General features: G+C 70.2%; 20 protein-coding genes and 2 pseudogenes. 10 read left to right on the top strand and 12 right to left on the bottom strand.

Features of this window, described 5'->3' with window-relative positions:
- Window positions 1–191: pseudogene (locus tag A5704_RS27535) on the top strand (sigma-70 family RNA polymerase sigma factor); the annotation flags it as partial.
- Here A5704_RS27535 and A5704_RS08845 read toward each other — a convergent pair.
- A pseudogene (locus tag A5704_RS08845) lies at window positions 179–529 on the bottom strand (sigma factor); the annotation flags it as partial. The pseudogenes A5704_RS27535 and A5704_RS08845 overlap by 13 nt on opposite strands.
- Window positions 530–731: 202 nt before the next feature.
- On the opposite strand from A5704_RS08845, the gene A5704_RS08850 reads away from it, so the two are divergent.
- From A5704_RS08850 to A5704_RS08875, 6 genes are all read left to right on the top strand, one after another.
- Window positions 732–1400, top strand: a complete 669-nt coding sequence (locus A5704_RS08850; RefSeq protein ID WP_067779476.1) for an O-methyltransferase — start codon at window positions 732–734, stop codon at window positions 1398–1400.
- A 234-nt stretch (window positions 1401–1634) separates the two neighbouring features.
- Window positions 1635–2273: a TetR/AcrR family transcriptional regulator gene (locus tag A5704_RS08855; RefSeq protein WP_067888551.1), complete on the top strand. Its 639-nt coding sequence runs from the start codon at window positions 1635–1637 to the stop codon at window positions 2271–2273.
- Window positions 2263–3177: an ABC transporter ATP-binding protein gene (locus A5704_RS08860; RefSeq protein ID WP_067888554.1), complete on the top strand. Its 915-nt coding sequence runs from the start codon at window positions 2263–2265 to the stop codon at window positions 3175–3177. Before A5704_RS08855 ends, A5704_RS08860 begins: the two co-directional genes overlap by 11 nt.
- A complete protein-coding gene (locus A5704_RS08865; RefSeq protein WP_156675646.1) occupies window positions 3174–4817 on the top strand; it encodes an ABC transporter permease in 1644 nt (547 codons plus the stop codon). Before A5704_RS08860 ends, A5704_RS08865 begins: the two co-directional genes overlap by 4 nt.
- A gap of 7 nt (window positions 4818–4824) precedes the next feature.
- Window positions 4825–5499: an isoprenylcysteine carboxylmethyltransferase family protein gene (locus A5704_RS08870; RefSeq protein WP_067760928.1), complete on the top strand. Its 675-nt coding sequence runs from the start codon at window positions 4825–4827 to the stop codon at window positions 5497–5499.
- Between the two features lie 17 nt (window positions 5500–5516).
- Entirely contained in the window at window positions 5517–7202 is a 1686-nt protein-coding gene (locus A5704_RS08875; RefSeq protein ID WP_067888560.1) for a CocE/NonD family hydrolase, read from the top strand.
- Window positions 7203–7246: 44 nt separating this feature from the next.
- On the opposite strand, the gene glgC is transcribed toward A5704_RS08875, so the two are convergent.
- Entirely contained in the window at window positions 7247–8461 is a 1215-nt protein-coding gene (gene glgC, locus A5704_RS08880) for a glucose-1-phosphate adenylyltransferase (RefSeq protein WP_067760932.1), read from the bottom strand.
- A 150-nt stretch (window positions 8462–8611) separates the two neighbouring features.
- Between glgC and glgA the strand changes: the two genes are divergently transcribed.
- On the top strand, window positions 8612–9775 hold the full coding sequence (gene glgA, locus A5704_RS08885; protein WP_067760934.1) for a glycogen synthase: 1164 nt from the start codon (window positions 8612–8614) through the stop codon (window positions 9773–9775).
- Window positions 9776–9798: 23 nt separating this feature from the next.
- Here glgA and A5704_RS08890 read toward each other — a convergent pair whose 3' ends face one another.
- The 7 genes from A5704_RS08890 to A5704_RS08920 all read right to left on the bottom strand — a co-directional run bounded on the left by A5704_RS08890 (window position 9799) and on the right by A5704_RS08920 (window position 15516).
- Entirely contained in the window at window positions 9799–9972 is a 174-nt protein-coding gene (locus tag A5704_RS08890; protein ID WP_003878471.1) for a DUF3117 domain-containing protein, read from the bottom strand.
- Window positions 9973–10165: 193 nt separating this feature from the next.
- Complete coding sequence (locus A5704_RS08895) at window positions 10166–10744, bottom strand: DNA-3-methyladenine glycosylase I (RefSeq protein WP_067888564.1); 579 nt, start codon at window positions 10742–10744, stop codon at window positions 10166–10168.
- Between the two features lie 2 nt (window positions 10745–10746).
- Window positions 10747–11094, bottom strand: a complete 348-nt coding sequence (locus A5704_RS08900; protein ID WP_067888567.1) for a DivIVA domain-containing protein — start codon at window positions 11092–11094, stop codon at window positions 10747–10749.
- A gap of 50 nt (window positions 11095–11144) precedes the next feature.
- On the bottom strand, window positions 11145–12134 hold the full coding sequence (locus A5704_RS08905) for a glucosyl-3-phosphoglycerate synthase (protein ID WP_067888570.1): 990 nt from the start codon (window positions 12132–12134) through the stop codon (window positions 11145–11147).
- Window positions 12131–12955, bottom strand: a complete 825-nt coding sequence (gene folP / locus A5704_RS08910) for a dihydropteroate synthase (RefSeq protein ID WP_067760996.1) — start codon at window positions 12953–12955, stop codon at window positions 12131–12133. Before folP ends, A5704_RS08905 begins: the two co-directional genes overlap by 4 nt.
- 165 nt (window positions 12956–13120) lie before the next feature.
- Window positions 13121–14905 (bottom strand): long-chain-acyl-CoA synthetase FadD6, encoded by a 1785-nt coding sequence (gene fadD6, locus A5704_RS08915; protein WP_067785479.1) that lies wholly within the window; start codon window positions 14903–14905, stop codon window positions 13121–13123.
- Between the two features lie 68 nt (window positions 14906–14973).
- On the bottom strand, window positions 14974–15516 hold the full coding sequence (locus A5704_RS08920; protein WP_067785476.1) for a TIGR00730 family Rossman fold protein: 543 nt from the start codon (window positions 15514–15516) through the stop codon (window positions 14974–14976).
- Between the two features lie 60 nt (window positions 15517–15576).
- On the opposite strand from A5704_RS08920, the gene A5704_RS08925 reads away from it, so the two are divergent.
- Window positions 15577–17700: an AAA family ATPase gene (locus A5704_RS08925; protein WP_067888574.1), complete on the top strand. Its 2124-nt coding sequence runs from the start codon at window positions 15577–15579 to the stop codon at window positions 17698–17700.
- 82 nt (window positions 17701–17782) lie between these two features.
- Here the strand turns inward: A5704_RS08925 and dapE are convergent, their stop codons facing one another.
- A complete protein-coding gene (dapE, locus tag A5704_RS08930; protein WP_067888577.1) occupies window positions 17783–18847 on the bottom strand; it encodes a succinyl-diaminopimelate desuccinylase in 1065 nt (354 codons plus the stop codon).
- 36 nt (window positions 18848–18883) lie between these two features.
- On the opposite strand from dapE, the gene dapD reads away from it, so the two are divergent.
- On the top strand, window positions 18884–19837 hold the full coding sequence (gene dapD, locus A5704_RS08935; RefSeq protein ID WP_156737642.1) for a 2,3,4,5-tetrahydropyridine-2,6-dicarboxylate N-succinyltransferase: 954 nt from the start codon (window positions 18884–18886) through the stop codon (window positions 19835–19837).
- A 6-nt stretch (window positions 19838–19843) separates the two neighbouring features.
- On the opposite strand, the gene A5704_RS08940 is transcribed toward dapD, so the two are convergent.
- Together A5704_RS08940 and A5704_RS08945 are read right to left on the bottom strand one after the other, a co-directional pair.
- Window positions 19844–21139, bottom strand: a complete 1296-nt coding sequence (locus A5704_RS08940; protein WP_067888583.1) for an MFS transporter — start codon at window positions 21137–21139, stop codon at window positions 19844–19846.
- An 85-nt stretch (window positions 21140–21224) separates the two neighbouring features.
- Window positions 21225–22634: an acyl-CoA synthetase gene (locus A5704_RS08945; RefSeq protein WP_067888585.1), complete on the bottom strand. Its 1410-nt coding sequence runs from the start codon at window positions 22632–22634 to the stop codon at window positions 21225–21227.
- Window positions 22635–22642 lie beyond the last annotated feature (8 nt).

A 22642-nucleotide genomic window follows, 5' to 3' on the forward strand; every position in this document is an offset into this window, starting at 1 on the left:
GGGTGTACCGGCTGGCTTACCGCCTCTCGGGCAATCAGCATGACGCGGAAGACCTGACGCAGGAGACCTTCATCCGGGTTTTCCGATCGGTGCAGAACTACCAGCCGGGAACGTTCGAAGGCTGGCTGCACCGCATCACCACCAACCTTTTCCTCGACATGGTGCGCCGGCGCGCCCGCATCCGGATGAAGGTCTCCTGCGTCAGGTCTTCCGCGTCATGCTGATTGCCCGAGAGGCGGTAAGCCAGCCGGTACACCCGGTCGGCGTGCTGACGGACCAACTCGTCCCACGAGGGCATCGTGGACTTGTCCCCGGTCGCGTCGAAAACCGCGGTGCCCTGCAGGCCGTCGGAAGGCTCCACCCACTCGTCGGCGGGGCAGTCCTGCGGGTGCGACATGCTGGTCGGGCCCAAAAGCGTGGTGATGATCGAATCCTCCGAATCCGTCCTGTCACAAAGCGACAAGTCGTCATCGACGGCAACACGTGGCCGCCAATCCGTATTCCCGGTCCCACCCGCTCCGCGATCCATAGGGACACCGTCGCGTATGGGCGTATGTGCGATATATGAACAGTCTGAGCTCAGCCTGAGAAACCTTTTCGTTACCAGCGCTGTGCTGGACATATCCGTCGCGGGGTGAGGTTAAACGCACCGGCTTTCCCGGGCGTGTCGTGGCGGCGCGGCTTAGGCGTGCCATGCCGGGGCGCGCACCGGAGTGGAATACGCTGCGGGCATGGACGGCACCGACGCAGACACCCCCGGCCAGCCGGCGCCCAGTCGAGCCGAATCCCTCTTCGCGCACGCCGAGGGGTCGATCTCCGAGGACGCGCTGCTGGCGGCCGCCCGCGAGCGCGCCGTGGACATCGGTGCGGGCGCGGTCACGCCCGCGGTCGGCGCGCTGCTGAGCCTGCTGGTCAAGCTCAGCGGCGGCAAGGCCGTGGCGGAGGTGGGCACCGGCGCCGGGGTCAGCGGACTTTGGTTGCTATCCGGCATGAGCGACGACGGCGTCCTGACGACGATCGACATCGAACCCGAGTACCTGCGGCTCGCCAAGCAGGCCTTCTCCGAGGCCGGGATCGGCCCCTCGCGCACCCGGTTGATCAGCGGCCGGGCCCAGGAGGTCCTCACCCGCCTGGCCGACGAGTCCTACGACCTGGTGTTCGTCGACGCCGACCCGGTCGACCAGCCCGACTACGTCATGGAGGGCGTGCGGCTGCTGCGGTCCGGCGGCGTCATCGTGGTGCACCGGGCCGCTCTCGGCGGGCGCGCCGGCGACCCCGCCGCCCGCGACGCCGAGGTGGTCGCGGTGCGGGAAGCGGCACGGCTTATCGCCGAGGACGAGCGGCTCACGCCCGCCCTGGTGCCGCTGGGCGACGGCATCTTGGCCGCGGTTCGCGACTGACCCGCGCGGCGACCCGCCGCGCCCGGCCGCGCCGCGCTTGCGATCGCCACTGGTCCGATGGTGGCGACCCGCCGCGCCCGGCCGCGCCGCGCTTGCGATCGCCACTAGTTCGATGGTGGCGACCCGCCGCGCCCGGCCGCGCCGCGCTTGCGATCGCCACTGGTTCGATGTTTACGAATTCTTGACGCGATACCACCTTGACTCGCGACTGAACGGCCGTTTAACGTACTGAACATGCGTTCAGCCGACCTGACCGCAACCGCTCGAATCCGCGACGCGGCCATCGAGCAGTTCGGACAGCACGGCTTCGGCGTGGGACTGAGGGCCATCGCCGAAGCCGCGGGGGTGAGCGCCGCGCTCGTCATTCACCACTTCGGTTCCAAGGAAGGCCTGCGAAAGGCCTGCGACGACTACGTCGCCGAAGAGATCCGCAGTTCCAAATCGGAGGCGATGCGGTCCAACGACCCCGCCACCTGGTTCGCGCAGCTCGCCGAGATCGAGGAATTCGCGCCGCTGACAGCCTACCTCCTGCGCAGCATGCAGACGGGCGGCGACCTGGCGAAGATGTTGTGGCAGAGGATGATCGACAACGCCAAAGAGTACATAGAAGAGGGTGTGCGGGCCGGGACGATAAAGCCCAGCCGTGACCCGAAGGCCAGGGCCAAGTATCTCGGCATCACGGGAGGCGGCGGCCTCCTGCTCTATCTGCAAATGCACGACACGCCAACGGATTTGCGTGCGGTCCTGCGCGATTACGCCAGGGACATGATCCTGCCGGCCCTCGAGATCTACAGCGAGGGCCTGATGGTGGACCGCACCATGTACGACGCATTCCTGGCCGCCGAAGATCAAGGAGGATCACATGCCAGCTGACAGTGTCGCACCCATCGAAATACGCGGGTTGACCAAGAACTTCGGAGCTGTGCGTGCGCTGGACGGCCTCGACCTGACGGTGCGCGAAGGTGAAGTCCACGGCTTCCTCGGCCCGAACGGCGCCGGGAAGTCGACGACCATCCGCATCTTGCTGGGCCTGGTCAAGGCAGACGGCGGTAGCGTTCGGATGCTGGGCGGCGACCCGTGGGCCGACGCGGTCGCGCTGCACCGTCAGATCGCCTATGTGCCAGGCGATGTCACGCTGTGGCCGACATTGACCGGGGGCGAGACCATCGACATGCTGGCCCGCATGCGCGGTGGCATCGATGAAAGGCGGCGCGCCGAGTTGGTCGAGCGCTTCGACCTCGACCCACACAAGAAGGCGCGGACTTACTCGAAGGGCAACCGGCAGAAAGTCTCGCTGATCTCCGCGTTCTCGTCGCGCGCCCGCCTGCTGCTCCTGGACGAGCCGAGCAGCGGCCTGGACCCGTTGATGGAGAACGTCTTTCAGCAATGCGTCGCCGAGGCTCGCGATCGCGGCGCGACCATCCTGCTGTCCAGTCACATCCTGGCCGAGACCGAAGCGCTGTGCGAACGGGTGACCATCATCCGGGCCGGCAAGACCGTCGAGAGCGGCTCGCTGGACTCGATGCGGCATCTCAGCCGCACCTCGATCAGGGCCGAAATGACCGGCGACCCCGGCGACCTCACGCGCATCAAGGGCGTCGAGGACGTCAGCGTCGAAGGCAACACCGTGCGTGCCCAGGTCGACGGCGAAAGCCTCGGAGAACTGATCCGGGCACTTGGCGACGCGGGCGTGCGCACCCTCGTCAGCCAGCCGCCGACGCTCGAGGAACTCTTCCTGCGCCACTACGACACGGCGGACAGGGTGTCCGCATCATGAGCACCGCAACCTTGGACCGGTCACACCGCCCCGCCCACCCCGCACCGCAACGGCGGCCGAACTTCGCGGGGACGCTTGGCATGCTGCGGCTCTACCTACGGCGCGACCGGGTTTCGTTGCCGCTGTGGGTGTTGCTGCTGTCGGTGCCGCTGGCAACGGTGTACGTCGGCAGCATCGAGAAGGTCTACCCCACCGAGGCGGCGCGCGCCGGCTTCGCGGCTTCCATCATGGCGAGCCCGGCACAGCGTGCCCTCTACGGGCAGGTCTACAACGACAGCCTTGGGGCGGTGGGCATTTGGAAGGCCGGGATGTTCCACCTGCTCATCTCGGTGGCCGTCATCCTGACCGTCATCCGGCACACCCGCGCCGACGAGGAGGCCGGCCGGACCGAGCTCGTGGACTCGACCGCGGTCGGGCGCTACGCCAGCCTCAGCGCCGCCCTCCTGTTGTCCTTCGGGGCCAGCCTCGCCACGGGCATGATCGGCGCGGCGGGTCTGCTCACCACCGATGTCGCCCCGGGCGGGTCCCTCGCCTTCGGTGCGGCGCTGGCCTGCTCCGGCCTGGTGTTCACCGCCGTCGCCGCGGTGGCCGCGCAGTTGTCGCCGAGCGCGCGGTCCGCCCGCGGCGCCGCGTTCGCGGTCCTGGCGGCGGCCTTCACACTGCGCGCCCTCGGCGACGCCGGTTCGGGCGCGCTGTCCTGGCTCTCGCCGCTGGGGTGGTCGCTGCAGGTCCGGCCGTACGCGGGCGACCACTGGCCGGTTCTGCTGTTGCACCTGGCGACGACCATCGTCCTCACCGCGGTGGCCTATCGGCTCCTCGCGAGCCGTGACGTGGGTGCCGGGCTGTTCGCCGAACGCCCCGGCCCCGGCTCCGCCGCCCCGGCGCTGGGCAACGTGTTCGGGCTGGCATGGCGGCTGGACCGCGGTGCCCTCGTGTTGTGGACCGTGGGCCTGTGCCTCTACGGCATCTTGATGGGCAGCGTGGTGCACGGCATCGGCGACGAGCTCGGCGGCAGCAACGCCGCGCGCGACATCGTTCTCCGAATGGGCGGGACCAACGCCTTGGCGGAGGCTTTCATCGCCGTCGCGTTCACCATGCTGGGCATGGCCGCGGCCGCGTTCGCGATCTCGCTGACGCTGCGGCTACACCAGGAGGAATCGGCGCAACGGGCCGAGACGACGCTGGCCGGTGCGGTGTCGCGAACCCGTTGGCTCGCCAGCCACGTGCTGGCCGCACTGCTCGGATCCACGGTCGCGATGCTGCTCAGCGGGCTGACCGGGGGGCTGGTCTACGGAGCCGCAGCCGGTGACATCGGCGGCAAGGTGGCCGTCGTGGTGGCGAGCGCGGCGGTACAGCTGCCCGCCGTCTGGTTGTTGTGCGCCGTGACCGTCGCCGTGTTCGGGCTTGCGCCGCGATTCACACCCGTGGCGTGGGGTGTTCTGGTCGGGTTCATCGCCCTGTACCTGATCGGCTCCCTGGCCGGGTTCTCCCAGTGGCTGCTCGACCTGGAGCCGTTCGCCCACATCCCGCGCGTCGGCGGCGATTTCACGGCCACACCACTGTTGTGGTTGCTCGCCATAGATGCCACACTGATCGCCCTGGGAGCCGTGGCTTTTCGACGACGCGATCTGCGAGTTTAGGAGCGTCATGAAGATCGGTGTTCGACTGGCGGCATCATCGATTCTCGGAATCGCCGCCTATGCTCTGGTCCTGTTCTTGCCGGCCGGCACCTTCCGCTATTGGCAGGGCTGGGTTTTCATCGCCCTGTTCACGGTGGTATCGATCGTCCCCACAATCTATCTGGCGCGCAAACATCCGGCGGCCCTGCAACGGCGCATGCATGCGGGACCGCAGGCGGAAACCCGCACGGCCCAGAAGGTCATCAGTGCCGGCGCCTTCGGAACCCTCTTCGTCGTCATGGCGTTCAGCGCGTTCGACCATCGGATGGGCTGGTCGACCGTGCCCGTGTGGCTGTGCGTGGTGGGTGACGTCCTGATGGCGACCGGCCTGGCCGTCGCCATGCGCGTGATCATCGAGAACAGTTATGCCGCTGCGACCGTGACGGTGGAGAGCGGCCAGAAGGTCGCCTCCGACGGGCTCTACAGGTTCGTCAGGCACCCGATGTACGCGGGGAACGTGATCATGATGGTGGGAATGCCCCTGGCGCTCGGCTCGTACTGGGCACTTCTCCTCGTCGTTCCCGGCGTCGCGATCCTGGTGCTGCGCATTCTCGACGAGGAGAAGCTGCTCAAGACGGAGCTCCCGGGATATCGCGAATATGCGCAACGCGTCCGCTATCGGCTGCTGCCGAGTGTGTGGTAGCCGTTTAATCTGATCCCGTGGTCCGCACTCCCGCGCCCACCAGGGATCGGCCGTGGCGTCGCCCGGGCGTCCTTCGCTACGCGCTGAGCCGGATACGCGGCTTCGCCAAGCCGCCGGTCACTGTGACCGACCCACCGGCCGAGATCGCCGTCGACCGTGACGTTGCCGTGCCCACCCGCGACGGAACGACGTTGCGGATCAACGTCTTCCGGCATGCCGGCGCCGGGGCCGGGCCGGTCATTCTGAGCATTCACCCGTACGGCAAGGACAATCTGCCGAAGCGCCGCGGCAACAGGTGGACCTTCTCCATCCAGTACCGGGTACTGCGCCAGCCCCGGCCGGTGACCTTCTCGGCGCTGACCGGTTGGGAGGCGCCCGATCCCGCGTGGTGGAGCGCGCAGGGCTTCGTCGTGGTGAACGCCGACTCGCGGGGCTGTGGCCACTCCGGCGGCACCGGAAAGCTGTTGTCGCGGCGAGAGGCCGAGGACACCTACGACCTGGTGCAGTGGATCGCCAGTCAGCCGTGGAGTGACGGGCGGGTCGTCATGCTCGGGGTGTCGTACCTGGCCATCAGCCAGTACGCGGCCGCGGCCCTACGGCCGCCGGCACTGCGGGCGATCTGCCCATGGGAAGGGTTCACCGACGCCTACCGCGACCTCACCTTTCCCGGCGGGGTCCGCGAACGGGGCTTCACCCGGGTGTGGTCGCGCAACGTGCGGCGCGACACCCGCCAGGCCTACGACCTGGAGCGGATGCAGGATGCCCACCCACTGCGTGACGAGTTCTGGCGCTCGCTGGTGCCGGACCTCGCCGCGATCGACGTGCCGATGCTGGTGTGCGGCAGCTTCTCCGACAACAACCTGCACGGCCGCGGCTCCATCCGCGCGTTCACGCACGCGAGTTCCGGCCACGCCCGCCTCTACACCCACCGGGCCGGTAAGTGGGCGACGTTCTACTCCGAGCCCGCGCTGGCCGAGCAGCTGAAATTCTTCCGGGCGGCGCTGGACGGGGCGCCCGGTTCCCGCAGCGTCCGCTTGGAGGTCCGCGAAGACCGCGACACCGTCGTCGCGGTGCGCGAAGAGGCCGACTGGCCGCTGGGGCGAACCCATTGGCGGCCAATGTATTTGGCCGCGGGCGGACTGCTGACCGCTTCGCGGCCGTCGGCAGAGGGTGGCATCTCGTTCGAAACCCGCTCCGGCGCAGCCGCTTTCAGCTGGACGGCGCCGGAGGATGTCGAGTTGACCGGCCCGATGGCGGCGCGGTTGTGGATCGAGCTGGCCGGCTGCGACGACGCCAACCTGTTCGTCGGCGTGGAGAAATGGCGCGACGGGCGGTTCGTCGGGTTCGAGGGTTCGTACGGTTACGGCCGGGACCGGGTGAGCACCGGGTGGCAACGGGTCTCGCTGCGGGCGCTGGATCGCGAGCTCTCGCGGCCGTGGGAACCCGTCGCGGCATGCACCGACCCACAGCCCGTCCCCGCGCACGAGGCCGTCGAGGTCAATGTCGCGCTCGGCCCGTCGGCGACGCTGTTCCGCGCCGGCGAGCAGCTGCGGCTGGTGGTCGCCGGGCGCTGGTTGTGCCCGAGAAACCCGCTTACCGGCCAGCTCCCCGCGGCCTACACCGGCTCCCCCCGCGGGCGCATCAGGCTGCGTTGGGGGCCGCGCTACGACGCGCACCTGCTGATCCCGGAGATCCCGGGCTAGATCCGGTCGGCGTCGGCTTCCCCGGTGCCCGCATCGTTGCCGGGCTAGATCCAAACGCCCTTGCCGACCGCGACGACGCCGCCGGCGCTGATCGCGAACCGCTCCCGGTCCTTCTCCAGGTCCACGCCCACCATCTCGCCGGGGCCGACGACCACGTTCTTGTCCAAAATCGCGTGGCGCACCACGGCGCCCCGACCGACCCGGGCGCCCGGCATGATCACGCTGCCCTCCACGATCGCGCCGTCGTCGACCACGACGTTGGACGACAGCACCGAGTTGCGCACCGAGGCGGCCGAGATGATGCTGCCGGCGCCGACGACCGACTCCTGTGCCGATCCGCCATTGACGAACTTGGCCGGCGCCAGGTTCTCCGACTCCCCCCGGATCGGCCAGCGCTTGTTGTACAGGTTGAACACCGGGTGCACCGACACCAGGTCCATGTGAGCGTCGTAGAAGGCGTCCAGCGTCCCCACGTCCCGCCAGTAGGCCCGGTCGCGGTCGGTGGCACCGGGCACCTCGTTGTCGTTGAAGTCGTACACCGCAGCCATTCCGTCGCCGACCAGACGCGGGATGATGTCACCGCCCATGTCGTGATCGGAGTGGTCGTCGTCGGCGTCCGCGCGGATGGCGTCGATGAGGACCTTGGTGGTGAAGATGTAGTTGCCCATCGACACGAACGTCGAATCGGGGTCGTCCGGGACGCTCGGCGGGTCCAGGGGCTTCTCCACGAAATCGCGGATGCGGCCGGAGTCGTCGGCGTCGATGCAGCCGAAAGCGCTGGCCTCGGCGCGCGGCACCCGGATGCCGGCCACGGTTGCCCCTGCCCCACTTTCGATGTGGAACTGGACCATCTGCTCGGGGTCCATCCGGTAGACGTGGTCGGCGCCGAAAACGACTATGTAATCGGGGTCTTCGTCGTAGATCAGATTGAGCGACTGGTAGATCGCGTCGGCGGAGCCGGTGTACCAGCGCGGGCCCAGGCGCTGCTGGGCGGGCACCGGCGTGATGTATTCACCGGCCAGACCGGACAACCGCCAGTTCTGCGAAATATGACGGTCCAGTGAATGCGACTTGTACTGAGTGAGAACGCAGATCCGCAAATAGCGGGCATTGACGAGGTTGGACAGCACGAAGTCGATCAGTCGGTAGGCGCCGCCGAAGGGGACCGCGGGCTTGGCCCGATCCGCGGTCAGCGGATACAGCCGCTTGCCCTCACCCCCGGCCAGGACAATGCCCAGCACGTGTGGCGCTTCCCTCATGGGTCAAACCTATCGGCCGTCGCGAACCGCTGCCAGAGGGATCGCTCTATTGGCGATCTGCTGCGCGGCTGTCCGTCAAGGTCTTTGGTTTCCTCCCCGATTGTCCAGCCCGACTCGCGGGCCTCGCCAACGCCGAACTACCGTGCGGGTATGCGGGTGGCGATGATGACTCGGGAGTACCCACCGGAGGTCTACGGGGGAGCCGGTGTACACGTCACCGAACTGGTCGCCCAACTGCGCCGGCTATGCGCGGTCGACGTGCACTGCATGGGCGCGCCGCGGCCGAACGCCTTCGTGCACCAGCCCGATCCGCGCCTGCAGGGCGCCAACGCGGCGCTGTCGACGTTGTCCTCGGACCTGTTGATGGCCAACGCCGCGTCGGCGGCCAGCGTCGTGCATTCGCACACCTGGTACACCGGCATGGCCGGTCATCTGGCCGCCCTGCTCTACGACATCCCCCACGTACTGACCGCCCACTCCCTCGAGCCGCTGCGGCCGTGGAAAGCCGAGCAGCTCGGCGGCGGCTATCGCGTGTCGACCTGGGTGGAGCACACCGCCGTACAGGCCTCGGACGCCGTCATCGCGGTGAGCTCCGCGATGCGCGAAGACATCCTGCGCGTCTACCCCGCCCTGGACCCCAGCGTGGTGCACGTCATCCGCAACGGGGTCGACACCGACGTCTGGCATCCGGCCGGACCGACGCAAACCGGGTCGCTGCTGGCGGAGCTCGGGGTCGACCCGGACCGGCCCATCGTGGCGTTCGTCGGCCGGATCACCCGGCAGAAGGGCGTCGCCCACCTGGTGGCGGCGGCGCACCACTTCGACCCCGAAGCGCAGGTGGTGCTGTGCGCGGGCGCCCCCGACACCCCGGAGATCGCCGACGAGATGCGGTCCGCGGTGGCGCGGCTGTCCGACCACCGGCGCGGCGTGTTCTGGATCCGAGAGATGTTGCCCATCGGCGAATTGCGCGAAATTCTCTCGGCGGCAACCGTATTCGTGTGCCCCTCGGTGTACGAGCCACTGGGCATCGTGAACCTGGAGGCCATGGCATGCGCGACGGCGGTGGTGGCGTCCGACGTCGGCGGGATACCGGAGGTGGTCGCCGACGGGGTGACCGGCTCGCTGGTGCATTACGACCCCAGCGATCCGGCCGGTTACCAGGCCAGGCTGGCCGAAGCGGTCAATGCGCTCATCGCCGATCCCGAGAAGGCGAAGCGCTACGGCGAGGCGGGACGGCAGCGCTGCGTCGAGGACTTCTCCTGGGCCCACGTCGCCGAGCAGACCCTGGACATCTACCGAAAGGTGTGTGCGTAGCGCAGCCGTCCGTCGGCGCGCGTTCAGCTGGAGCTCGTGACACCCTTGAGTTCGTCACCGAGGGCGGCGGCTTCGTCGGGCGTCAGCTCAACGACCAGTCGACCGCCTCCCTCAAGTGGTACCCGCATCACGATGCCGCGCCCCTCCTTGGTTGCTTCCAGAGGACCGTCGCCGGTCCGGGGCTTCATCGCCGCCATCGAGTGCTCCCTCCAGGTTCGAGCTGGCCCGCCTTTGCGGACCTGGTCGGCGCCGAGCATGCCCCGCCAGCGATTTTCCAGCCATACCCGACATCGAACTGCCAAATCACGCCTCTATTGTTCCCTATCCAGGTCACGAGTTGAACAAAGACCCGGTTCTCCGGCCTTAGCGGGCCGGTCACGGCCCGCGCCGTCAACGGGGGGAAGGCACCCAACAACCCCGGATATGGTCGTCGACCATCCCGGTCGCCTGCATCAGCGCATAGGCGGTGGTCGGCCCGACGAACCGGAACCCGCGCCGCTTGAGGTCGCGCGCCATGGCCTTAGATTCCTCAGTGGCCGAGGGGATTTGGGAGCCGTCCGCGGGCCGGGGGCGCGGCTCTGGCGCGAACGACCACAGCAGCTTCGACAGGTCCGCGGGGGTTCCCAGCTCAGCGGCGGCGCGGGCGTTCGCGATCGTCGCGTCGATCTTGGCGCGGTTGCGCACGATTCCGGTGTCCGCCATCAGCCGCTGCACGTCGGCGTCGCTGTAACCGGCGACCTGCCCGAAGTCGAAGCCGGCGAAGGCCCGCCGGAAGTTCTCCCGTTTGCGCAGGATGATCAGCCACGACAGCCCGCTCTGGAACGCCTCCAGGCTCATCCGCTCGAAGAGTGCCACCCCGTCGTGCACCGGGCGGCCCCACTCCTGGTCGTGGTAGTCGCGGTACATCTCGAAATCGGGTCCCGGCCGGATGGCCGCCCAGCTACACCGCACCAGCCCGTCATCGCTCACATCTAGTCCTGACGATCCTCGGCCTCCCCGGGTTCCACGTCCCCGGGGTCGGCGTGGGCCTCCGCGGGGGCGTGCACCGCGGCCAGCTGGCCGCGCAGCGCCTCGAGCTCGCGGGCGAGCCGGTCCAGCACCCAGTCCACCTCGCTGGTCTTGTATCCGCGCAGCACCTGGGTGAACTTGACGGCATCGACGTCCGCGCCGGTCATACCGTAGGCGGGCAAGACCGTCGCGGTCGTGCCCCGCGGCAGGGGCGGCAACTGCTCGCCCCGTCCGAACAGCAGGCTCGCCGCGCCGAAGAGCACGATCGCCACCAGCACCAGCACCACCAGGTAGAGCAACACCAACGCCACGTCGTCGATACTGCCCTATGCCACCGACACCGCGATGACGCAGCGGGGCCTTAGCGCGGCCGCAGCACCTTCATCGGCGGCCGGTCCGCCAGCGACACCGGCGACGTGTGCTGGGTGAAGTCCTGAAAGTCGGAACCCTCGGTGTCGTCGACGAAGAACTGCGTCAGCCCTACGCCGGAGTCGGGCACCCCGCACCGGGAGAGCAGGGTCGCGATGACCTGGCGGCTCATGGCGCCCAACTCGGCCAGCGGCCGGTTGCGATGCGCGCGCACACCGAGGTTGACCTGGGCGATCGCCCCCAATCCCAGCCGGTCGAAGGTGTCCAGCAGCAGGCCGATCTCCACGCCGTAGCCCGGCGCGAACGGCACCGACGTCAGCAGTTCGCGGGTGGCCGCGTACTCCCCGCCGAGCGGTTGCAGGATGCCGCCCAGCTCCGGGCGCAGCGCGGCGAGCAGCGGCCGGGCCACCAACTCGGTGACCCGTCCGCCTCCGGTCGCGCCCGCCACGTCGCCCACGCGCAGGGGGCGCCGGTAGAAGCTCTTGACCAGGTGGACGCCGTCGCCGGTGAGCAGCGGGCCGACCAGCCACGGGACGAACATCGGGTGCGGGTTGATCAGGTCGGAGTCGACGAACACGACGATGTCGCCGCTGGTGGCCGCGAGCGAGCGCCACAGCGCCTCGCCCTTGCCCGGCCGGATCGGCACCTCGGGCAACGCCTGCTCCCGGCTGACGACGCGGGCGCCGGCGGCGACGGCGCGGATCTCGGTGTCGTCGGTGGAGCCGGAGTCCAGCACGATCAGCTCGTCGACCAGCCCGTCGACCAGCGGTGAGATGCTGTCGATCACCGATTCGATGGTCTCTTCTTCGTCGAGGGCCGGCAGCACCACCGAGATGGTGCGGCCCGCCTTGGCGGCCTCGAGTTCGGCGACGGTCCAGCCCGGGCGGTTCCAGCTGCGGTCGGCCAGCCAGGTGTCGCCGGGGCGGGCGGCCAGCACCGCGTCGTGGGTGAGGTCGCCGGCGAACAGGTCGGATGCCGTCATGCCAGCCCCCTTACCGTGCGCGCGGGCGGGCGTATGCCCTGGATCGAGGCCACCATTTCGAGCACCCGGCGGGTCGCGGCGACCTCGTGGACGCGAAACATCCGCGCACCGGCGGCAGCCGCCAGCGCGGTGGCCGCCAACGTGCCCTCGAGCCGCTCGGTCAATTCCACCCCCAGAGTCTCCCCGACGAAGTCCTTGTTACTCAAAGCCATGAGTACGGGCCATCCGGTATTAACAAGATCGCTGAGGTGGCGCAACAGCAGCAGGCCGTGGAACGTGTTCTTGCCGAAGTCGTGGGCCGGGTCGATCAGCACGCGGTCGCGGGCCACCCCGCGGGCGACCGCGCGCTCGGCGGCGGCCGTGACCTGGCGAATGACGTCGTCGACCACCCCGCGGGTGGTGGTTCCGTAGCGCACCCGGAACGGACGCGTGCGGGGCAGCGCCCCGCCGGTGTGCGAGCACACCAGGCCCGCCCCGAACTCCGCGGCGACCCCGGCAAGGTCCGGGTCGATGCCGCCCCAGGTGTCGTTGATCAGGTCCGCCCCGGCGGCGCAGGCCACCCTGGCCACCTCGGAGCGCCAGGTGTCGACGCTGATCAGCTGGTCGGGGAACGCGTCGCGCAGCCATTCGATGAACGGGATCAACCGGGCGATCTCGGTGTCCGCGTCGACGTCCTGGCCCGGGCCGGCTTTGACGCCGCCGACGTCGATGACGTCGGCACCTTCGGCGACGGCCCGGTGTGCGGCGGACCGGGCGGCCTCGTCGCTGAAGGTCGCGCCCTTGTCGTAGAACGAATCGGGGGTGCGGTTGACGATCGCCATGATCAGCGGCCGATCGCCGGCGACCGGGCGGCCGCACCAGGTCGATCCGGCTGACGCCGACGGTGTCGATTGCACACGTCCATGGTGCCCGGTCGGGCCCGCGAGTGTGCGGCCAGCCGCACGGTGGACGCCGAATGTGCGGCTGGGCGCACACTCAGCGCGCAATCAGCCCTTCGGCCGCTTACCGTCGGCCACCTCGTCGGGGTACTCGTCGTAGTACGGCACGTAGCCCTCGTCGCGGCCGGCCAGCACGTAGAGCGGGTCCTTGATGTCCGGCCCGTAGGCCTGGTCGCGCAGTTCCACCTTGCGGCTCTTGAACGTCGTGGTGTGCTCGAGCGACTCGACCACCCGCACGAACAGCGGCAGCGCGTAGGCGGGCAGCTGGCCGTACACCGCGTTCGCCAGCGACTTGCCGTCGAACTCCGCGCCGTCGCGCAGCTTGACCGCGGCCATCCCGGCGCGGCCGCCGGTGCGCGGGATCTCGACTCCGAAGACCGTGCACTCCTCGACGTGCTCGTCGGACGCCAGCGCGGCCTCCACCTGGGTGGTGGCGACGTTCTCGCCCTTCCACCGGAACGTGTCGCCGAGACGGTCGACGAAGGCGGCGTGCCCCATGCCCTGCGGGCTCATCACGTCGCCGGAGTTGAACCACACGTCACCCTCGCGGAAGGCGTTGCGCACCAACTTCTTCTCGCTCGACTCCTTGTCGGTGTAGCCGTCGAACGGCTGCAACCGGTTGACCGGGCTGAGCAGCAGGCCGGGCTCACCCGGCGGCACCCGGCGCACCCGCCCGTTGTCGTCCCGCAGCGGGGCACCGGTGTCGGGGTCGTACTCCACATAGGCCAACGGCATGGGGAAGACGCCGGTGGTCCGCGGCACGTTGAAGATGTTGATGAACGCCGTGTTGCCCTCGCTGGAGGCGTAGAACTCGCAGACCCGGGCGATGTCGAACCGATTCGTGAACTCGTCCCAGATCTCCGGCCGCAACCCGTTGCCGGCGATCACCCGCACCCGGTGCGCGCGATCGGTGACCTTGCGCGGCTGGTTGAGCAGATAGCGGCAGATCTCGCCGATGTAGATGAAGGCCGTCGCCTCCGCGGCGATGACCTCGTCCCAGAATTTCGACGCCGAGAACGACTTGCCCAGCGCCAGCGTGGCCCCGGAGTTGATCACCGACGACAACGCGACCGTCAGCGCGTTGTTGTGATACAGCGGCAGGCAGCTGTACAGCGTGTCGGAGCTCTTCAGCCTCAGCCCGATGCCGCCGAACGCCGCGAGTGCCTTCAGCCACCGCAGGTGGGTCATCACGCTGGCCTTGGGGAATCCCGTTGTGCCCGAGGTGAAGATGTAGAACGCGGTGTCCTTGGCCTGCACGGCCGACGCCGACGGCGGGTTGGTGGCCGGGGCGCTGACGGCGAACCGCTCCAGGTCCTCCACGGTCATCGTCTCGGTGTCGCCGGCGCCGCCGCACTCGGCCACCGCGCTGACCAGGTCGGTCTCCGCGATCAACACCTTGGCCTTGAGCAGGCCCAGGCTGTGCGCCAGCACCTCGCCGCGCTGGTGGTAGTTCAGCATCCCGGCGACGGCGCCGCACTTGACGGCGGCCAGCATCGTCAGCACCGCGTTGGGCGAGTTGCGCAGCATGATCGCGACGACGTCGCCGCGGCCGACACCGCGCGAGGCCAGCACCGCCGCGTACCTGTTGGCGGCGGCGTTGGCGTCGCGGTAGCTCAGTTGCTGGTCGCCGAACCGCAGGAAGATGCGGTCGCCGTATCGGGCGGCGCGGTCGGCGAACACCGTGCCGATCGACTTCTTCGAACCCGGCTGGGCCAGCAGTCCGGTCATCGCCCCGCGAACGATCACCGGCATATCGGCCAGCAACCTGGGCGCCCGAGACGCGAGATCGGTCAGTTTGACCGCCGTGCGCGCTCCCCCGTCGTGATTCGACACGTCATCCCTCAATTCTTCGTGAACAACCCGGCGCACAGCCTAGTAGGGCTGGCCGGAGTGCCGGGCCCTCAATCCGGCGCGCACGCCTCCACGGCGGCGCTCACCTTGTCGACCAGCAACAACCGGTCCATCGCCGGCTGCGAGATGTAGCCGCTGTCGAGCAGCCCGCACAGCCAGAGCCACAGGCCTTCGTAGTGGCCCAGCGGGTCGAGCATCACGATGGGTTTGCCGTGCAGGCCGAGATAGCCCGTGGTCCACGAGTCGAGCAACTCGTCCAGGGTGCCGACGCCGCCGGGAAGCACGACGAACGCGTCGGCACGCTCCTCCATGACCTGCTTGCGCTCGTGCATGGTCCCGGTGACGATCAGCTCGTCGGCGTCGGTGTCGGCAATCTCGCGGCGCATCAGGATTTGGGGGATGACGCCGACGGTCCGGCCCCCGCGGGCGCGCGCCGCGGTCGCCACCGCGCCCATCGCCGACACCCGGCCGCCGCCCCACACCAGGGTCCAGCCGCGCTCGGCGATCGCCTCGCCCAGTTCGGCAGCGACCGCGAGCAATTCGGGATGTTCCGGGCCGGACGCGCAGTACACACAGATCGCCCAGTCGCGCATACAACGAAAGGTAGACCAAGCTTGCTGCGGGCCGCATACCGCGCGCAATAAAATCCGGCGATGCCGATTCGATGGAACGTCCCCCAGCACGCCTCGGCCCTGGACCGGCTGGCCGCGGCGCTCGCGACGGGCAGGGGTGCGGTCGTCCTCGGCCCGGACGGCTGCGGCAAGTCCACCTTGGCCCGGATGGCCGCCGAAGACTTCGGCCGCGACCACCCGGACACCCGCGTCCGCTGGGTCACCGGCACCCCGACCGAGCGGGCGGTGCCGTTCGGCGCCTTCGGCCACCTGGTCGAGATCGCCGACATCGGCAAGCCGGCCGCGCTGTTGCGCGCCGCCCGGGCGTCACTGGACGGCCCAGAGCACGGGGATCTTCTGCTCGTCGTCGATGACGCCCACGACCTGGACATCCTGTCGGCGACCCTGGTGTACCAGCTGGCGCTGGCCGGCAGGGCCAGGCTGATCGTCACCGGCCGCGCCGCGTCGTCTCCCGAGGCCATCGCGGCGCTGTGGACCGATCGCGTGCTTCCGAGAATCGACATCGAACCGACCGGCGGGATGACCACGGCTGCGGAGGTCGACGCGTTCCTCGCCGAAATCCCCGCGGCGGCCCGGGCGGTGCTGGACTACCTCGCCGTCTCGGAGCCGCTGTCGCTCGCCGACCTGGGCGCCCTGACCGGCGCGGACGCGGTCCGCGAGGCCACCGACTGCGGGGCGGTGGAGACGCGGGCGCGCGGCGGGGAGTCGGACGAGCCGGTGGTGTACACGGCCCACCCGCTGTTCGCCGAGCGGGCGCGCGCCGCGCTCGGCGGCGACGCCGCGCGGCAACGGCGCACCGAGTTGGTGCGGCTGCTGACGCAGCACTCGTCGGACCACCTCAGCGACCGGCTGCGGTTGGCGTCACTGGCCCTGGACAGCGACGCCCCCCAGCCGACCGCCGAGGTGGTGGCCGCCGCGCAGCAGGCGCTGCGGCTGGGCGACCTGGCCCTGGGCGAACGGCTGGCCTCCTCGGCGCTGGAGCGCTCCGGCGGGCTGGCCGCACGGCTGGCGCTGGCGCACGCCCTGGGGTGGCAGGGCCGCGGCCGCGAGGCCGACGCGGTGCTGGGCGGGCTGGACCCCGCCGCGCTGACCGAAGCCGCGCTCATGGACTGGGCGCTGCTGCGCGCGGCCAACCAGTTCTGGATGCTCGGTGAGCCCGAGCGGGCCACCGCGTTTCTGCGCACCGTCCGCAATCGCGTCGCGGACGCGGCCGCCCGTACCACCCTGGACGCGCTGAGCGCCACATTCGCGATGAACGCGGGCAACGTCGGGCACGCCGTGAAGGTCGCCGGCGAGGTGCTGGCCGCGCCGGACGCCGACGACCAGGCGGTGGCCTGGGCGGCCAGCGCGGCGGCGCTGTGCGCGGCGCGGCAGGGGCGTTTCGACGACGTCGAGCCGCTGGCCCAGCGCGCCCTGGCCGCCGAACATCCCGGGTTGCTGCGTTTCACCATCGGGTTGGGGCAGACTACCGCGCTGTTGATGGCGGGCCGGCTCGAGGCGGCCCGCGAACTCGCCCAGCAGTTCACCGATTTCGCCGAGTTGCAGCAGCCGGGCCGCGCGATCGGCGAGGTGCTGCTGGCCCATGTGTTGCTCGCCGACGGTGAATTCGCCCGGGCCGCTGCGCTATTGGGCCCGGCGGCCGCGACGCTGGAACGCACCGGCTATTCGTGGGGGCCGCTCTCGCTGACGTTGTTGGCCACCGCCCTGGCCCAGCAGGGTGATATCGCGGCCGCGGGAAAAACGTTGGGAAGGGCCGAATCCCGGCACGGTACCAAATCGGCGTTGTTCGCGCCGGAGCTCGGCGTCGCCCGGGCGTGGCGGCTGGCCTCGATGCGTGACGCACACGGTGCGGTGGCCGCCGCCCGCGATGCCGCCCGCATGGCCGAGCGCGGCGGTCAGCGGGCGGTGGCGATGCGCGTGTGGCACGAGGCCGTGCGGCTCGGCGACACCCGCGCGGCCGATCCGTTGGGCCGGCTGTGTGACGAGATCGACTGCGCGGCAGGCAAACTCGCGCTCACCCACGCGCAGGCGCTGGCGGCTGGCGATGGTGCGGCGCTGCTGGCGGCGTCGGACGACCTGGCCGCGGTGGGAATGCGCGCGGCGGCCGCCGACGCGGCCGCGCAGGCGCGGCGGTGCGCGGGCTGACTAACCGCGAGCGTCACGCCAGCGCGACCGCCGGCGCCGAGCGTCACGCTGGCGGGACGCTCGGCGACCGGCCAGCGAAAGACTAGCCGCCGAGGTAGCCGCGCAGCATGTCCACCGCGGCGGTGATGTTGGCGACCGGGACGCTCTCGTCGCGCCGGTGCGCGAGGTTGGGATCGCCCGGGCCGAAGTTGACGGCCGGGATGCCCAGCGCGGCGAACCGCGCGACGTCGGTCCACCCGTACTTCGCCCGGACGTGTCCCCCGGCGGCCTCGACCAGCGCCTTGGCCGCGGGCTGCGACAGCCCGGGCAGCGCGCCCGCGGCGGCGTCGGTCTGCTCGATCCGCACGTCGAGCCCGTCGAACACCTCGTGCACGTGCTGCAGCGCCGCGGCTAACGACCGGTCGGGCGCGAAGCGGAAGTTGACCGTGACCGCGGCCGCGTCGGGGATGACGTTGCCCGCCACGCCGCCGTCGATGCGGACGGCGGACAGGCCCTCGCGGTATTCGCATCCGTCGATGTCGACGGTGCGCGCGGAGTAGGCGGCCAGCCGGTCCACGACGGCGCCGAGCTTGTGAATGGCGTTGTCGCCCAACCACGGCCGCGCCGAGTGGGCGCGCGTTCCGGTGGCGCTGATCACGACGCGCAGCGTGCCCTGGCAGCCGGCCTCGATGTAGCCGCCGGTGGGCTCGCCCAGGATGGCCACGTCGGCGGACAGCCAGTCGGGCAGCTCGCGCTCGATGCGGCCCAAACCGTTTGCCGCCGCGTCGATTTCCTCGCAGTCGTAAAACACCAGGGTCAGGTCGTGGACCGGTTCGGCCACGGTCGCAGCCAGATGAAGGAAGACCGCGTCACCCGACTTCATGTCGGCGGCGCCGCACCCGTACAGGTCGCCGTCCTCGAGGCGGCTGGGCAGGTTGCCCGCGACCGGGACGGTGTCGAGATGTCCGGCCAGCAGGACTCGCGACGGCCGCTGGCGGCGGGTGCGCGCCAGCACGGCGTTGCCGTTGCGGACGATCTCGAAACCGGACGTCTGGGCGCGCAGCGCGGCCTCCACCTCGTCGGCCAGGCGCGCCTCGTCTCGTGATTCGCTGGGGATGTCGACCAACGCCGCGGTCAGCTCGATCGGATCCCCACGCAAGTCCAGCACGGGTCCAAGGTTATCCGCTGCCGGGCGGCAAGTAACCTGGCCGCCGTGACTGGAGCTGTGGGCATCGGACTGGCGACGCTGGCCGCCGACGGATCGATCCTCGACACGTGGTTTCCCGCACCGGAACTGACCGAATCGGGCACCGGCGGCACGTCTCGGCTGGCGTTGTCGGACATCCCGCCGGAGCTGGTGGCGCTGGTCGGCCGGGACGACGACCGCGGCACCGAGACCGTCGCGGTGCGGACGGTCATCGGCTCGCTCGACGACGTGGCCGCCGACGCCTACGACGCCTACCTGCGGCTGCATCTGTTGTCGCACCGGTTGGTGACGCCGCACGGGCTGAACGCCGGCGGCCTGTTCGGGGTATTGACCAATGTCGTGTGGACTAACCGCGGTCCGTGTGCGGTCGACGGGTTCGAGGCCGTCCGGGCCCGGCTGCGCCGGCACGGGCCCGTGACCGTCTACGGCATCGACAAGTTCCCGCGGATGGTCGACTACGTCGTGCCGACCGGGGTGCGCATCGCCGACGCCGACCGGGTGCGCCTCGGCGCCCACCTGGCGCCCGGTACGACGGTGATGCACGAGGGCTTCGTCAACTACAACGCCGGCACCCTGGGCGCGTCGATGGTGGAGGGCCGCATCTCGGCCGGCGTGGTGGTGGGCGACGGTTCCGACATCGGCGGTGGGGCGTCCATCATGGGCACGCTGTCCGGCGGTGGTACCGAGGTCATCTCGATCGGCAAGCGGTGCCTGCTCGGCGCCAACGCGGGGCTGGGCATCTCGCTGGGCGACGACTGCGTCGTCGAAGCGGGCCTGTACGTGACCGCGGGCACCAAGGTCGCCACGCCCGACGGCCAGCTGCTGAAGGCCCTGGAGCTGTCCGGCGGCAACAACCTGCTGTTTCGGCGCAACTCGGTCAGCGGGGCCGTCGAGGTGGTGGCCCGCGGCGGTCAGGGCATCGCCCTCAACGAAGACCTGCACGCCAACTGAGCGCGGCTAGACGTCCGCGGCGACCTTCTCCGCGGCGGGGACGGCGCCCAGCGTCGTTCCCCTGGTTTCGGGCAGCAGATAGACGGACGCGAAACTGGCCACCACCAGCGTGGCCATCATGAGCCCGATCGCCCAGCTGCCGTAGGTCGCCAGCAGGGTGCCGGCCATCAGCGGCGGCACGGCCGCCCCGAGGACGCCGGCCAGGTTCATCGCCACCGCCGCGCCGCTGTAGCGGAAGCGGGTGGCGAACAGTTCGGGCACGAACGCCGCCGTGGGACCGTTGGCCACCGCCGCCGCGCCGAACATGCCGACGATGGCGACGACGTACAACACCGGCCTGCGGGTGTCCAGCAGCGGGACGACCCCGAACGCCCACGGCAGGCACGCCACCAGTCCGCACAGCATCACCCGGCGCCGCCCGACCCGGTCGGAGATCCACGCCGAGAACGCCACGAACACCATGCTGGTGAGCCCGCCCAGCGCGCCCACGCCCCAAATGAAGCTCCGCGAGTAGCCCAGCTGGTTGTGGGCGTACATGACGAGGAAGGTGTTGCCCAGGTAGACGAAGCCCATGCCGCCCAGGAAACTGCCGGCGACGAGGACGATCTCCCGCCGCTGTAACCGCAGCAGCTCCGCGAGCGGCGCCTTGGGTACCAGGTCGCGGGCCTTCTCCTCGACGAAGAGCGGAGTCTCTTCGATGTTCAGCCGCACGTACAACGCGATGCCGATCAACCCGCTGCTGATCAGGAACGGGACCCGCCATCCCCACGCCATGAACGCCGGGCTGTTCTCCCCCATGGTGACGTTGACGGCCAGAAACGTCAGGCTGGCGAGGATTCCGGCGGTGCCGCCGCCGAGCAGGGTGAACATGCCGTACCAGCCGCGCTTGCCGGTCGGGGCGTACTCGGCGCTCAGCAGGACCGATCCCGCCCACTCGCCGCCGACCGCGAACCCCTGCAACAGCCGCAACACGATCAGGATCAGCGGCGCCGCGATGCCGATCGACGCCGTGCTGGGGACCATGCCGACGCTCACCGTCGAGGCGCCCATGATCAGCAGCGTGGCCACCAGCGTCTTCTTGCGGCCGAGCCGGTCCCCGAAGTAGCCGAAGACGGCCGCCCCCAGCGGGCGGGACAGGAACGCCGTTGCGAACGTCGCCATGGCGGCGACGGTGGCCAGCGTCGGACCGAGCGCCGGAAAGAACACCGTGGGAAACACCAGCGCCGCCGCGGTCCCGTAGATCAGGAAGTCGTAGAACTCGATGGCCGAGCCGACGAGGCAGGCGGCGGCAATCCGCCGCATGGGGGTGGTGGGCCGGTGCACGGTTACGACGGTAGGTGACGCTTGCCGGTCACGCTCGGCGCTGAAGCTGGCAACTTGCTGCGTGTCAGCCGTCGGCCAGCAGCTGTTTTTTCAGTACCTTGCCCATCGCGTTGCGGGGCAGCGCGTCCACCAGCCGCACCTCGCGTGGCCGCTTGTGCACGGAAAGCTCTTGGGCGACGTGGTTGATCAGGTCGTCGGCGTCCAGACCCTCCGCACCGACGATGAACGCGACGATCCGCTGGCCCAGGTCTTGGTCCGGCATTCCGACGACCGCGGCTTCGCGCACCCCAGGATGGCCGAGCAGCGCCGTTTCGATCTCGCCCGCGCCGATCCGGTAGCCGCCGGACTTGATCAGGTCCACCGACTCGCGGCCCACGATGCGGTGCATGCCGCCGCCGTCGATGACGGCCACGTCACCGGTGCGGTACCAGCCGTCGGCGTCGAACGCCTCGGCGGTGGCCTCCGGCCGGTTCAGGTAGCCGTCGAACATCATTGGGCCCCGAACCTCAAGGCGCCCAACGGTTTCCCCGTCGTGCGGCACCGGGGCGCCATTCTCGTCGAGCAGTCTGGTCTGCACGCCGGTGAGCGGCAGACCCACCCAGCCGGCGCGTCGCTCGCCGTCCGCGCGGGTGGACAGCGTGATCAGCGATTCGGAGGCTCCGTAGCGTTCGACCGGCTCATGCCCGGTCAGCCCGGCCAGCCGGTCGAACACCGGCACCGGCAGCGGTGCGCTCCCGGACACCAGCAGCCGCGCCGCGCGCAGCGCCCGGGCGGCGGCCTCGTCGCCGACCACCCGCGACCACACCGTCGGCACCCCGAAATAGAGGGTTCCCCCGGCCTGCGCGTAATTCGCCGGCGTCGGTTTTCCGGTGTGCACGAAGCGGTTTCCCACCCGCAGCGACCCGAGCAACCCCAGTACCAGCCCGTGCACGTGAAACAACGGCAGGCCGTGCACCAGCACGTCGTCCGGTGTCCACTGCCAGGCCTCCGCCAGGGCGTCGAGGTCGGCGGCGATCGCGCGCCGGCTCAACACCACGCCCTTGGGCAGCCCGGTGGTCCCGGAGGTGTAGATGATCATCGCGGTGGCGTCGGGCGACGGCTCGGGGTAGCGGTGCCAGGACCGGGCGTGCAGCCGCACCGGGATGTGCGGCAGCCCCTCCGACTCGTCGGGGACGGGGCCGAGCCAGGCCCGCACCCCGGAATCGGTGAGCATGTGGCGGCGCTCGGACGCGCCGACATCGGCGGGCACCGGGACGAACGGCACGCCGGCGATCAGGCAGCCGGTGACCGCCAGCACCGTCGACGCGGTCGGCGTGGCCAGGATCGCGACCCGCTGTGCCCCGGCGGCCCGCTCGGCCACCGAGGTGGCGGCGCCGACCAGGTCGCCGCGGCTCAGCACGGCGCCGTCGATGCGCACCGCGTCGGCGATGTCGGTGGCGTTGACCGCCGCGGGATTCAGGGACGCCAGCAGCACTTCAGCAG

It is taken from the genome of Mycobacterium sp. E735 (assembly GCF_001666955.1).
Taxonomy (GTDB): Bacteria; Actinomycetota; Actinomycetes; order Mycobacteriales; family Mycobacteriaceae; genus Mycobacterium.